Source organism: Porphyromonas bobii (genome assembly GCF_943169685.1).
Classification (GTDB): domain Bacteria; phylum Bacteroidota; class Bacteroidia; order Bacteroidales; family Porphyromonadaceae; genus Porphyromonas; species Porphyromonas pasteri.
This window is the reverse complement of sequence record NZ_CALPBU010000005.1, coordinates 101,357-114,873: the sequence shown is the minus strand read 5'-3', so window position 1 is coordinate 114,873 and position 13,517 is coordinate 101,357. Positions and strand designations below refer to the sequence as shown.

Below are 13,517 nucleotides of genomic sequence, written 5' to 3'. Positions count from 1 at the left end.
ACTACTAACGGGTAGCCCCTTCTCGTAGGCATTTCTTTTCCCTCTCCTCGTGAGGGTATCTCTGCCCTCCCACCAGTTATCCTCTCGATATGTCTCGCTTCACCTCTTCGCGACAGCGTACCAATTGGCTGGAGTTCACTCTATGGCTCCTCACCTTCCTCCTTGTGTACCTCCTCCCACCTGCTACGGGTGAGGTAAGCGAAGGGGCGGGCGTCCTCGCGCCGCTACTTCCCGTGGCGACGGCATGGACCTATCGTCTGGCTGGGCTCTTGGTGCTGGCGGGCTTCTCTGCCTTCGCTATCTATATCGGGGAATACTTCCTGCTCATCGAGCGTGTGGAGCGCCCACTGCTGGTGCTCTTCATGGTGGCGCTCTTCACGACGACGCCCTCTATGGGCATCCTCTCGGCGGGGGCGCTTATATTCCAGCTCCTCATCCAGCTCCTGAGCTTCGGCACGTATCAGGATACGCACCAGCCACGCGTCAGCCTCTTCATCGGGCTTCTCGTAGGTGTCCTCTCGCTGGTCTCTCCCGTCTACCTCTTGCTGGTCCCTGTCATCATCTGGGGCCAATACCACCTGCGCTCCATCGCTTGGCGACCCATTATTGCGCTCCTCATCGGGGTGATCCTCCCGCTGTGGCTCTTCGTGCCCGTCCTTCTCTTGATGGGGAATGGGGCGCTTCAGGCCTATGGGGCTTTTGCGCTGAGAGCCTTCCCACTCCCGATGCCCCAGGAGCTGAAGAGCTTTGAGGCCGTGCCCCTCGCCTCGTATGCCGTGGTGCTCGTCACCTTCTTCGTCGGCTACCTGCTCTATCGTCGCCGCTACTATCGGGAGAGTGTGCGGCACCGTGACCTCTTCTCGACGATGCAGCTCTATCCGCTCGTCCTCCTTCTCGCTGTGCCCTTCGTGGCTGGCGAATCGGCTGCGCTCCTCCAGCTCACCCTGCTACCCATCGCCTTCCTCATCGCGCGAGGGATGGGTATGCTCCCGCAGCGTATGGCACTCGTCCTGCGCTCCATCCTTCTCGTCCTGCTCCTCAGCCAGTATCTCTATGCGCTGGGGTTCTTTGAGCTCTTTCGCCGGGTAGGCTAAGGCACTCTGTCATTTCTCCTATTCCTCTCCTCTATGCATAACCCTAACAATGTACAGGTAGGGAGCCAAGTGCGCTTCCTCAATACGGTCGGGGGCGGGCGTGTGGCTCGCATCACCGCTGATACCGCTTGGGTCGAAGATGCCGACGGCTTCGAGATCCCCACGCCGCTCAAGGACTGCGTCGTCGTCGAAGCGGGCGACACCTTCATCCCAGAGATTCGCCCTCCGAAGATCATTCAGGAGAAGCTCCGTCAGGGGCGCACGGAGCCTGCTGCTCCCGCCCCCAACGAAGTGCGTCGCCCCGCAGCTCCTGCACCTCGCCCTGCTCGTCCCCTGCGTGCTGGTGAGGATGAGCTGACTGTACAGCTGGCTTTCCTCCCGCAGGATCGTGCTAAGCTCGGGCTGACGAACTACGAAGCCTACCTCGTCAACTACAGCGGCTTCACCCTCTACTATGTCTATCTGAGTGCCGTGGGTACGGGCTATAAGGTGCGCTCTACGGGTACGATCGAGCCTCACGGCGATGCCTTCTTAGAGGAGTTTGCCCCGGCTGATCTCAATGACCTTGAGCAGCTCGCCATCCAGATACTTCCCTTCCACGATGGGGGGATCACGAAGCTACAGAACCCCCTCTCGGTACGCCTCAAGCTCGACGGGACGAAGTTCTTCAAGCTCCATTCCTTCCGCCCCAACGACTACTTCACCGACGATGCGCTGATGCTCCCTATCGTAGAGCGTGGCGCTGAGCAGGCGCAGCCCGAGGTGGACGCGTCTGCTTTGGCCTCTGCCCTGCAGACGAAGAAGGAGGACAAGAAGCCTGCTCCAAAGGCTGCGCCCTCTGCTCCTCGCCGTGATGAGCCTCTCGTCATCGACCTCCATGCTTCGGAGATCCTCGAGACGACGGCAGGGATGTCGAGCGCAGATATCCATGACTATCAGCGTGACTACTTCCACCGCACGATGCAGGAGCATATACGGGAGCGTGGGCGTAAGATCGTCTTCATCCATGGGAAGGGGGATGGTGTCCTCAGAGCCTCTATCGAGCGTGAGCTACGACGCAAGTACCCCACGTGCCGCTTCCAGGATGCGTCCTTCCAGGAGTACGGCTATGGCGCTACGCAAGTGACTATCGGCTAAGCGGCGGCTATGAAAGAGATCGAACGTAAGTTCCTCGTGACCTCGCTGGCTTTCCTCGCTGAGGCTACCGATGCTCTGCATATTGATCAGGGTTACCTCCACTCGACACGCCCCACGGTGCGCGTGCGTCGCCGTGGCGATCAGGGCTTCCTCACGCTGAAGACGCCCTCCGATGCCAAGGGGCTGGTGCGTGATGAGTACGAATATGAGATACCGCTGGCGGATGCCGAGGCACTTCTCGGGCTGTGCGGAGGGCACCGTCTGAAGAAGACGCGCTACCTCGTCCCCTACCACGGGCATACGTGGGAGGTCGACCTCTTCGCAGGGCATCTCGAGGGATTCTGCCTGGCGGAGCTGGAGCTGAAGAGCGAAGATGAGACCTTCGACCTGCCGCCCTGGGTGGGCAAAGAGGTGACGGGTGACCCCCGCTACTACAATAGTGCGCTGGCCCGAAGCAAACAATAATGGACTTAATTGGGTTAGTTCAGTATAGGACAGGGCGAATGCCCTCCCTCATTTGTCCGATTTAATCACACCCAATAAACAATTACACAGATGAAGTACGAACTCATCCAACTCCCTTACGCTCCCAATGCCCTCGAGCCTGCTATCAGCGCTGAGACCCTTTCCTTCCACCACGGTAAGCACCTCGCTGGCTATGTCAATACGCTGAACGGCCTCATCGAAGGCACGGAATATGCTGAGCTCCCTCTTGAAGAACTCGTTCGCAAGAGCGAAGGCGCTATCTTCAACAACGCAGGTCAGCTCCTGAATCACAACCTCTACTTCACGCAGTTCGGCCCCAACAAGGGTGGCCAGCCTACGGGTAAGCTCCTCGAGGCTATCGTAGCTAAGTGGGGTAGCTTCGAGGCTTTCCAGCAGGAATTCCTCACGGCTTGCACCACGCTCTTCGGCTCGGGCTGGGCTTGGCTCGCTGCTAAGGCTGACGGCGAACTCGTCATCACGAAGGAGCCTAACGGTAGCAACCCTGTCGTCCAGGGCCTCCGTCCCCTCTTCGGTGTCGACGTATGGGAGCACGCTTACTACCTGAGCTACCAGAACCGTCGTGCTGACCACGTCAAGGATCTCTGGGCTATCGTCGACTGGGACGTCGTAGCCAGCCGCTACTAATCGTAGACGCTTCTTTTAATTCTCGATACTTCGCCCTCCGCTCGCCTCTTTGGGTGAGCGGGGGGCGAAGCCTTTTTATCGTGGGGAGAGGGCGGCAGTGCGGGAGAATTGTCGTAGCTTTGCCCGTGCAACAATTAATAGACACACTATGCAGCTGATCAAGAAGATTATCATCGGGCTCATCATCCTCGTCATCATCGCAGCGGTCGTCTCGCTCTTCTTCCTTAATGAGGCACAGCGTATGATCGTCGGTATGGCAGCAGGCCTCGGCGTCATCAACCTCCTCGGCGTCCTCTACTTCGTGCAGAAGAATGCCGACGGGCGGAGCGAGAAGCCTAAGCACTAAGGGATAGCCCCGACTGACAAAAGACAAGCCCCAGACGGCTCATCGTACCTCCGAGCGAGGTGGGAGAGCCGTCTGGGGCTTTTTCGTGTAGCCCGCATCCCGTGCAGGCTAAGGGAGGGCGAGCTTAGTCGACGAGGCGCATGGGGGGCTTGACGACTTCGGCAGCGAGCTTACGACCACGTACTACGATGTAGATAGGCGTGCCGATAGCGGAGAACTCCTTCTTCACATAGCCCATACCGATACCCGTCTTGAGGGTGGGGGACATCGTGCCGGAGGTTACTTCGCCGATGATGTTGCCGTCTGCGTCAGCGATCTCATAGTGTGAGCGGGGTACACCCTTGTCAGAGAGCTTGAAGGCGACGAGCTTGCGCTTGATACCCTCGGCCTTCTGCTGCTCGAAGAATGCCTTGCTGGGGAAGTTCTTCTCGGGGATGAGCTTCGTGATCCAGCCGAGACCAGCTTCGAGGGGAGAGGTGGTGTCGCAGATATCGTTGCCGTAGAGGCAGAAGCCGACTTCGAGGCGGAGCGTGTCGCGAGCTCCGAGGCCGATGGGTCGGATGCCTTCGGGCTTACCTGCTTCGAAGATAGCGTTCCAGATCTTCTCACCGTACTGGGGGTAGAAGTAGATCTCGAAGCCACCAGCACCGGTGTAGCCCGTGTTGGAGAGGATGACCTCAGGGCAACCAGCGAAGGTGCCGACCTTGAAGGTGTAGTAGGGGATGGTAGAGAGGTCTACATCCGTCAGGCGCTGCAGGACCTGCTGTGCCAGAGGACCCTGGATGGCGAGCTGACCGACGTTGTCGCAGCTGTTCTCGAGGATAGCGCCAGCGGCGTTGTGCGACTGACACCAAGCCCAGTCCTTCTCGATATTAGCGGCATTGACGACGAGGAGGTACTTCTCATCTTCGTAGTGGTAGACGAGGAGGTCGTCGACGATACCCCCCTGTTCGTTGGGGAAGCAGGTGTACTGGATGTCTCCGACCTTGAGCTTAGAGGCGTCGTTGGTGGTGATATCTTGGATGAACTGGAGGGCATTGGGGCCCTTGACCCAGAATTCCCCCATGTGTGAGACGTCGAATACGCCGACACCCTTGACGACGGTCATATGCTCCTCGATGATCCCCGTAGGATACTCAATGGGCATATCATAGCCTGCGAACTCATGCATCTTGGCACCTAAGGCCTTGTGGATCTCGGTGAATGGAGTTGTCTTCATGTTGGTTGCTTTAATGTAGTTTGTGAGCTGTACTTGCACATCAAAGGTAAGGAGTTCTACGGAACTAACCTATATAGCTTGACATCCTAAAATATTATAGAAAAGAAGCACCTTTCAGCCCACTTCGGTGGGTGTCGAAGTGCTGTCTGTCGTGCCCTCTGCAGGTGGTCTCTTTGTCTCTCTTGCTGAGGGCAAACAGCCGTGTCGTATAAGGCCTTTTGCCCTTCCTCCGTGAGGGGGTGGTGTGAACCTATATTGGTCGGTGGGCTGACCTATATAGGTCGATGGTATGTACCTATATTGGTCACGATGCGAACCTATATAGGTCAGCCCGCCGACCAATATAGGTTGCTCCTCTTGTCTGAACTAAGGACTACTATATGGCTTTTGTAGTAGTCTCAAAATATAGCCCTCTCATTCTCCTCAAGCTTCATCAAATATCAATACATTGTCCCCAGCTATAAGCCACATGTCAAGTGGTTATAGCTGGGGACGCTACATTGTTTATGGATTTGAGATATACCGAGAGCATTATGCTCTTGGTGAGGAGTTAAATGACTCGTCTTAGTTTAAGCCTTCTTTCAAAAGGGGACTTCGGTTGGTATGTTAGCTCCAGATAATTTCCAGTGTAGCTGGAGACGAACCAAAGGGTGTCTTCTTCTCGCTCGAGAGGACTGATGACTTGTATCGCGTTGTTAGTTATTATTGTTGGATAAGGTCCGGAAGATAATAGCACCTCTTCTGCATCAGAAAGTACAACACGCATACTACCATCGTGAGAGAAGTATACCTGAGCGTCACATTCCTTATTTGAAGCATCTATTTGAATTCCAGACCATGCCGAACTAGATAGTGCAGCTTTACTTATGCTCATATTGATATCTGCTTTTTTGCAGGCAAAGCAGATGAGGGTGATAGCCATAATCAGTATTCCGCGAATCATGATTGTGGAGCGACTGTCAGGAGCCTGGCTGATTGACATAGTGGACATAATTTTAATATTAGAGTTTCTTTCCTGTGAAGATACTAACAATCAAATAAATACCCAACTGAATTCCAATTTGTCGGAGGCGTACAAGCGTGTGTCTACCGAGGGTATAGCGTGAAGCAATAGGGTGGGTAAAGGTGAAGCAGTAGTTGTTCGCTCTCATTCCAGTAGTAGTTTCGGGTGCAACCCAATAGTGGTTTGCACCCGAAACCAATAGTGGTTTGACCCCCATACCAATAGTCGTCCGAGCACAGACCAATAGTGGTTCGCTTATTAGGGTGCGGTGGCTCGCCCACGAGATGCCCTCTCGAAGAGGTGCAGTGGGGCATTTCTCCCTCCTCATAAGGGGGGGGGAGACTGAGCCCTCTTGGCTTGGGGGATTAGTCGTTGTAGTAAGGGGAATTGCTCCGAATTAAAGGCGCCTTCTTAGGGGCTATCTCTTCGCTGTGTACCGCAGGGGGCAAAAGCGACCAGTACTGGTCAGCGATCGAACCAGTACTGGTCACCCATAGTAAGCAGTACTGGTCGCGACGTGAAGTAGTACTGGTCACTTCACCGACCAGTACTGGTCGAAAAACTGACCTTGTAGAGGGCTGTCACACAGATTCTTGCGAGAGCCTTATTATATATGGTAGATTATCCTTTCCTTTACATAGCATAAGTACTTCACGCGGGAGGACGCGTCCTCTCTATCAACTAAACCCACACGCAGCCCACACTCCACGTGGGAAAGAGAATTAAGCAAAGAGAAGATAAGCCTATGAGACACATCCTACTTATCCTCCTCGCTCTTGCCTTTGGAGGAGTCCTCAGAGCCCAAAGCCCCGATGAGGCGTGGCTGGAGGGGACGCTCGTCAGCAAGACGGACAAGACTCCTCTGGTAAATGCCTTCGTCGTACTGCGTACCGCCGACGGAGCGGACACGCCCTTTAGTGCGATCACCGATGAGAAGGGGTACTTCCTCCTCAAGGCTACGACGGGGACGTATCGCCTTGCAGCCACCTTCGTCCAGCAGACCATCATCCTTCGCCCTTCGCTGGAGCTCCCTGCGGGGCGGCTCCAGCTGGGTACGCTTCCCGTAGAGCTGACCCGCGAGCTGGAGGCGGTCGTCGTAGAGGGGAAGACTCCCCTTGTACGCTACGAAGGCTCGACCCTCATCTTCGGTGAAGCTGCCTTCGCCAAAGCTCGTGGGGGTAGTGTGCTGGATGGGCTGAAGCTCATCCCTGGCCTCCAGATAGAGGGCACCAATAAGCTCAAGCTCTACGGCATCTCGGAGCTGGCGGTCTACATCGATGGTCGTCCCCAGCGTATGTCACAAGACGAAGTCATCGCCCTCCTGCAAGGGATGTCCGTGAGCGAAATCGCTCAGGTCGAGCTCATCCGTGAGCCAGGTGTCGAGTACAGCGGAGTGACGACGCCGATCCTGAACATCAAGCGCAAGACGCGAGTCGATGAGGGGGTCAAGGGCTTCACCAGCCTTGTCGGTACTTACAATCAGCTCTTCTCCGAGCAGCTCTCCACTCGGGTCAATCTCAACTATGGTCGCAGCCGCTCCTACGTCTCCTACACACTGGGGAATAAGCGCTATCGTGAGACCACGACCCTCTCCTCTGGAGTCGTCGATGACCTGCGTGTCGATCCCAGAGTCTCCCATCAGGTCGGTCTGGGTACGGACCTCACGCTGGGCAAGGGGCATTCCCTCGGGGCACAATTCCTCGGGAACTATGCCGACGAGCGTCTCCGCTTCTCGCAGGGGATGAGCAATCGTATGAAGTGGTCGAACCTCTACGCCACGCTCTTCCATACCTTCCGCGCCAGTCGCTGGAGCCTACAGACGACCGCCGAGGGCTCGCGTGGGAGCTCCGACCTGCGCCGAGATCAGGGGGCTATGGATGTAGCGACCAAGGATGACAACCGCTTCGCGCGTATCGCCCTGGACTTCGCGCATCGCCTCTCGAGCATCTTCACACTCTACGCTGGTGCCGAGGTCAGCCGTGTAGCGGTAGACTCTCGCCTCACCAGTAGAGCGGACGAGCTGATGCTAAGAGAATGGAATATCGAGGGCTATACGAAGCTGGGCTTCCGTCTGCCGAAGGTCTCTGGCTTTGTGGGTCTACGCATCGCAGGCGAAGACCGCAAGGGGAGCTTGGGAAGTGGCTTGGGGGACTTCTTCCGCTCGGGCACTGAGCTTCTCACCTCTGCCTCCCTCCGCTATGCACCCGCTCGCGACCATGAGCTCTCCCTGACCCACTCCTCCAGCTATACGCGCCCGAGTTACCGTGACCTCCTTGGCTATACCAGCGTAGCCTCGGCTGCCTTCCGGCGTGAAGGGAATTCCGGGCTGCGGACAGCGTATCGCAGGGGCCTGAGCCTGAACTATACCTACATGCGTGCGGCGCAGCTGGAGCTCAGCTACGCCGATACCGAGGATCCTATCGTAGAAGCTATACCCCCGATGTATGGGGGTGGGATCACCCTGCGTCGGTACAACCTCGACTACAGCCGTACGCTGCGTGCACTGCTGGTCCTGCCCCTCCCGCTGGTTAGCCAGAAGAAGTTCAGCTGGCTGGCGCTCACCATCCTCGCCGCCCAGCGCCAGTGGGATGCGGGGCACATCGAGATGACGGACTACAGCGCCGCGCTCAACACCCAGTTCGTCCAGCACCGCCATAGCTTCAGCCTCCCCTCGGATTGGACGGTCGACCTCGGTGTGACCTATTATAGTGGAGTGCTCTATGAGCTCTATCGCATCCAGCGCCAGTGGTGGGTCGATGCTTCGGTGAGCAAGCGTATGGGCAACCTACGCGCTACGCTCTCCGCCCGCGACCCCTTCAATACGAATATCGCGCGCGGGAGCTATAATCCGGAGGTCAACGGCCTGGCCTTCGAGCGTAATTGGCACAGCCCACGCCTGGAGCTTACCATCTCCTACAGCTGGGGGAAGAAGAGCGTCAAGGCGCAGGATACGCGTGCGCGGTATGATGACCTGAAGCGCCTCACTACGGGGGCAAGCGAAGGGATGAATACCCCCGCTCAGTAGTCTATTAGCCGTATAAATACCGCCCTTACACTCCATCTAAATAGAGCCGAGGGGATAGCGAAGCCTGCTCGCTATCCCCTCGCTCGCTATCGCGAAATCTCCCCGCGTATCGTGAGGCGGCGCAGGAGATTAAGTGGAGCCTCAATAACCGCCCGAGAAAGAAGTTAGGTTACCACACCCCACACGAGGTTTTCTGCCTGAATTTGCAACCAAAGTGTTGCGCTTCGTAGTGGAAAATACATTGTCATTTCTACTGTTAGAGTTGCCATAAAACATACTGTCTCGACCATACCTATATTCCGATGGTGCATTATCCGAAAGGAATTGAGTTGTATAGTGCCGATTATTATTAGAAGGTCTTTGCCCTGATTGCTGAAATAAGCGGCACGACTGACTTTGCAACTTGGTAGCAGTTTTTATTCCGTACTTTTGCAGCGGATTAAATGATTGGTTATGGAAAAAGAACAAAAAATCAAAGTGATACGCATCATTGCGAGCATCGTTTTGCTAATGGCGACATATATTCCGGCTATTCCGGAAGAGATCCACATCGGATTATGTGCCATCGCCTATGTCATAATCGGTGCGGACATCGTTTATGCCGCCTTGCGTAATTTGTGCAAAGGGCAGTTTTTGGGTGAGAGTTTCCTTATGACTATTGCGACCGTCGGAGCATTTGTCATCGGTGAATACCCCGAAGCAGTGGCAGTGATGATGTTCTATCAGATTGGGGAACTTTTCTCCGATATAGCGGTGGAACGAAGCCGGGCTTCGATTGCGGCATTGATGGATATCCGTCCGGATTATGCTAATATTGAGAAAGAGGGAAGTCTAACACGAGTGTCTCCATCGGATGTCCCGGTCGGTAGTATCATCGTAGTGAAACCGGGAGAGAAAATACCATTGGACGGGAAGATAATCTCCGGAAGTACGACTCTCGACACGGCGGCGTTGACAGGTGAAAGCCTTCCGCGTGAGGTTTCCGAAGGCGATACCGTTATCAGCGGCAGCCTGAATCTCACGGGTGTTCTGCATATCCGTACGTCGGCGACATTTGGAGAATCGACCGTTGCGAAAATCCTCGATTTGGTAGAAAATGCGGATACAGGCAAGGCGAAGAGTGAAAAGTTCATAACCCGTTTCGCACGCTATTATACCCCTGCTGTCGTAGCTGTGGCTGCATTGCTCGCCTTGGTTCCTCCGCTGATTGTGGGCGGCGAATGGCTTGTCTGGTTAAACCGCTCTCTGATTTTCCTGGTGATTTCCTGCCCCTGCGCACTGGTCGTGTCTGTACCGCTGACGTTCTTTGGCGGAATAGGTGGAGCATCAAGAAAGGGCATTCTCGTAAAAAGCTCCAACTATCTGGAAATGATGGCGCATATAAAAACAGTCGTGTTCGACAAGACCGGGACTCTGACAGAAGGCAATTTCTCGGTCACTGCCGTATATTCCCAAATGATGTCGGAGCATGAGCTTATAGAATTGGCTGCATTGGCGGAAAGTTTTTCTGACCATCCCTTGTCGGCATCGATACGGGATGCCTGCAATTTGCCATTGGACAAAACAAGAGTGACCGGTTATGAGAATATTGCAGGCGAAGGTGTCATGGCAATCATCGACAATCGTAAGGTTTATGCCGGAAACGAAAAACTTATGTCGCGTGCTGGTGTGTCTCCCCAGTCATGCGAAAAGATAGGTACCATTGTCCATGTCGCCGTAGACAGCGCTTATATGGGATATATCGTCGTTTCCGATAGCCTAAAGCCGCAATCCGCCGAGACCATCGCCAGGCTGAAAGCCTCTGGAGTTGGGAAAACAATCATGCTTACGGGCGACCGCAGTGATGTGGCTAAAGATGTTGCCGGAAAAGTGAACATAGATGAGTTCCATGCCGAGCTGCTGCCGATAGACAAGGTGAGATTTGTCGAAGCACTGCGCCAAGAACATGCCCGGTCTCCCATCGCTTTTGTCGGCGACGGCATCAACGATGCTCCGGTCATCAAACTTGCTGACATAGGCATTGCCATGGGGGCTGTCGGCAGTGACGCCGCCATTGAAGCCGCTGACGTCGTATTGATGAATGATAATCCCACGAATATCGTCGAAGGTATGATGATAGCGCGCAAGACGTTAAGCATAGTGAAACAGAACATCGTATTCGCCATCGGCATCAAACTCCTGATGTTGCTGTTGGGAGCGTTGGGCGTTGTCAACATGTGGGCTGCCGTGTTTGCCGATGTAGGTGTTACCATACTTGCTATACTCAATGCGTTAAGGAGTATGCGTGTCAGCAATGTGCTCCCTCATATTGGACGATCGACCTCGGTGTGACCTATTATAGTGGAGTGCTCTATGAGCTCTATCGCATCCAGCACCAGTGGTGGATCGATGCTTCGGTGAGCAAGCGTATGGGCAACCTACGCTCCACGCTCTCCGCCCGCGACCCCTTCAATACGAATACCGCCCTTACACTCCATCTAAATAGAGCCGAGGGGATAGCGAAGCCTGCTCGCTATCCCCTCGCTCGCTATCGCGAAGTCTCCCCATATATCGTGAAGCGTCGCTTTTGCCTGCATAGAGTAGCCGTGGCTCGGGGGCTTTGCGTACAGAGGGCGTGACAGCACGATATGTGCATTTTGTCTTAGCTTTGTAGTACCTATTATATATGTAGGGGCGCAGCCTTTCTCCCGAGAGCACCGCACCCCCATCTAATGATGTGACCGATATGAATAGAATCATCAGCCGCCTTACCGCCCTGTCGGCAGCAGCCCTTCTGATGCTGCCCAGCTGCCTTGGTAAGGGAAAGAACACCCCCGAATTCCCATCAATTAAGCCCCTCTCCACCCTCACGGGTAAGGTAGAGAAGCGCGTCATCACCCGTCTCTCTGCAGCAGGCACCGAAGAGGAGCGCACCGAAGAGGTCTACCGCCGTACGGGTGGCCTTCTGACGAAGGTCGTCTATGGCATCCCCGCTTCGGGGGGTAGTCTGCAGCCCATCGAGACGACGACGAATACCTACGACGAGCAGGGCTACCGCGTCAGCGAGGTCGTCGAGAAGCTCACCGCCACCGGCACGAAGGAGCGCACCGAGACGAAGTACACCTACCGCCCCTTCTCCCCGCAGGCCAGCTACGTCAGTAGCTACAAGGAATATGACTCCCAAGGTCGTCTCGTCGCCGACGTCACGCATGAGCTCGAGGGCTCGCGCCTGAGCCGTGTCGTCCGCACCGTCTATGACTATTCTGCTGGAGGGGCTAATCCCAAGGAGACCGTCCTGCGCACGAACTACACCTACATGGATCCCATCATCGAGTCCCGCACCTTCACCCTCGTCACCGACCCCAAGGCTGTCGGCGGCACGGGCGCGCTCTACCACGAGCAGGCACGTATGCGTGTGGACTACTATGGGCGTAAGCTCTTCGAAGAGATCCACACCTTCGACACCTCGGTGGGCGTAGCTAAGCAGGACCTCAAGAAGCCCAATGGTGCTACCGTCTCGACCTACACCTATGGCGATACGGGCGACATCGTCCGCGAGCTTCGCGAGACCCACGGCCCCCGTACGCAGGCTGAGTATGATGCCGACAAGGAGCACAAGCTCCCCCTGCTCAAGCTCATCGACCGCTACTACTACGAGGTGAAGTACACCCAGACCAATACCGAGGGCTTCCCCACGAAGATGGAGGTCACCATCGAGAAGGGTGTCGCTAAGACGAAGACCACCTACACGGCGAATATCAGCTACACGTACTTCGCTGATCCCGCGCCTAAGAACTAATCCCCCTTCCCTCCGCCTAACCCGATCAAATAAGTATATCCCTACGTGCGAATAGATATCCTCACCGTCGTGCCCGAGCTCCTCGAGAGCCCGCTCCAGCACTCCATCGTCGGCCGTGCCCAGCAGCAGGGCTTCCTCGAGCTTCATGTCCACAATATCCGTGACTACGCTACGAATAAGTGGCGCCGTGTCGATGACTATCCCTTCGGGGGTGAGGCAGGGATGATCCTGCAGATCGAGCCGATCGACCGCGCTATCGCCGACCTCAAGAGCCAGCGCCACTACGATGAGGTGATCTATACTTCGCCCGATGGGGAGACCTTCGATCAGGGCATTGCGAACCAGATGAGCCTGCAGGAGAACCTCATCATCCTCTGCGGCCACTACAAGGGGATCGACCAGCGCATCCGTGAGCACCTCATAACACGTGAGATCTCCGTCGGGGACTACGTCCTCACGGGCGGTGAGCTGCCAGCTGCTATCATGGTGGATGCCGTGGTGCGCCTACTGCCTGGCGTCATCGGCGACGCAGAGAGTGCACTCTCTGATACCTTCCAGGACGACCTCCTCGCGCCACCTATCTACACCCGCCCCGCCGACTACAAGGGGTGGAAGGTGCCCGACGTCCTCCTCAGTGGGCACGCCGCCCGTATCGAAGCGTGGAAGATGGAGTGCGCCCTCGAGCGTACAAAGCGCCTGAGACCCGACCTCTACAAGAAGCACTTGGGTCACGAGAAATAGCGAATTAATTCCTAAATTTGCCCTTAGGATGGGGCACTACGGA

At 55.8% G+C, this 13,517-nt stretch carries 12 protein-coding genes; 10 read left to right on the top strand and 2 right to left on the bottom strand.

The genetic code is table 11. The features are described from left to right. Positions 1 to 89: 89 nt before the first annotated feature. The 5 genes from KO088_RS06095 (at position 90) to KO088_RS06075 (ending at position 3,708) form a co-directional block, all read left to right on the top strand. Positions 90 to 1,094, top strand: a complete 1,005-nt coding sequence (locus KO088_RS06095) for a DUF6427 family protein (RefSeq protein ID WP_215494005.1) — start codon at positions 90 to 92, stop codon at positions 1,092 to 1,094. Positions 1,095 to 1,127: 33 nt separating this feature from the next. Then, the gene (locus tag KO088_RS06090; protein WP_215494004.1) at positions 1,128 to 2,231 is read left to right on the top strand and encodes a DUF2027 domain-containing protein; all 1,104 of its coding nucleotides are present in this window, start codon (positions 1,128 to 1,130) and stop codon (positions 2,229 to 2,231) included. Between the two features lie 9 nt (positions 2,232 to 2,240). Further along, positions 2,241 to 2,696 (top strand): CYTH domain-containing protein, encoded by a 456-nt coding sequence (locus KO088_RS06085; RefSeq protein WP_215494003.1) that lies wholly within the window; start codon positions 2,241 to 2,243, stop codon positions 2,694 to 2,696. A gap of 90 nt (positions 2,697 to 2,786) precedes the next feature. Further along, positions 2,787 to 3,362, top strand: coding sequence for a superoxide dismutase (locus KO088_RS06080; RefSeq protein WP_215494002.1), 576 nt, complete (start codon positions 2,787 to 2,789; stop codon positions 3,360 to 3,362). Between the two features lie 148 nt (positions 3,363 to 3,510). Continuing rightward, positions 3,511 to 3,708, top strand: a complete 198-nt coding sequence (locus KO088_RS06075; protein ID WP_044115691.1) for a hypothetical protein — start codon at positions 3,511 to 3,513, stop codon at positions 3,706 to 3,708. Between the two features lie 124 nt (positions 3,709 to 3,832). On the opposite strand, the gene gcvT is transcribed toward KO088_RS06075, so the two are convergent. Beyond that, positions 3,833 to 4,927 (bottom strand): glycine cleavage system aminomethyltransferase GcvT, encoded by a 1,095-nt coding sequence (gene gcvT / locus KO088_RS06070; protein ID WP_009432771.1) that lies wholly within the window; start codon positions 4,925 to 4,927, stop codon positions 3,833 to 3,835. A gap of 550 nt (positions 4,928 to 5,477) precedes the next feature. Beyond that, the gene (locus tag KO088_RS06065) at positions 5,478 to 5,909 is read right to left on the bottom strand and encodes a hypothetical protein (protein ID WP_215494001.1); all 432 of its coding nucleotides are present in this window, start codon (positions 5,907 to 5,909) and stop codon (positions 5,478 to 5,480) included. A 766-nt stretch (positions 5,910 to 6,675) separates the two neighbouring features. Here KO088_RS06065 and KO088_RS06060 point away from each other — a divergent pair. The 5 genes from KO088_RS06060 (at position 6,676) to trmD (ending at position 13,474) form a co-directional block, all read left to right on the top strand. Beyond that, positions 6,676 to 8,955 (top strand): outer membrane beta-barrel protein, encoded by a 2,280-nt coding sequence (locus tag KO088_RS06060; RefSeq protein ID WP_215494000.1) that lies wholly within the window; start codon positions 6,676 to 6,678, stop codon positions 8,953 to 8,955. Positions 8,956 to 9,408: 453 nt separating this feature from the next. Continuing rightward, positions 9,409 to 11,286, top strand: a complete 1,878-nt coding sequence (locus KO088_RS06055) for a heavy metal translocating P-type ATPase (RefSeq protein ID WP_215493999.1) — start codon at positions 9,409 to 9,411, stop codon at positions 11,284 to 11,286. Next, complete coding sequence (locus KO088_RS06050; RefSeq protein ID WP_215493998.1) at positions 11,283 to 11,573, top strand: outer membrane beta-barrel family protein; 291 nt, start codon at positions 11,283 to 11,285, stop codon at positions 11,571 to 11,573. Before KO088_RS06055 ends, KO088_RS06050 begins: the two co-directional genes overlap by 4 nt. A 107-nt stretch (positions 11,574 to 11,680) precedes the next feature. Beyond that, positions 11,681 to 12,733, top strand: a complete 1,053-nt coding sequence (locus KO088_RS06045; protein ID WP_215493997.1) for a hypothetical protein — start codon at positions 11,681 to 11,683, stop codon at positions 12,731 to 12,733. Positions 12,734 to 12,778: 45 nt separating this feature from the next. After that, positions 12,779 to 13,474: a tRNA (guanosine(37)-N1)-methyltransferase TrmD gene (gene trmD / locus KO088_RS06040; RefSeq protein WP_009432815.1), complete on the top strand. Its 696-nt coding sequence runs from the start codon at positions 12,779 to 12,781 to the stop codon at positions 13,472 to 13,474. The last annotated feature ends 43 nt before the right edge of the window (positions 13,475 to 13,517 follow it).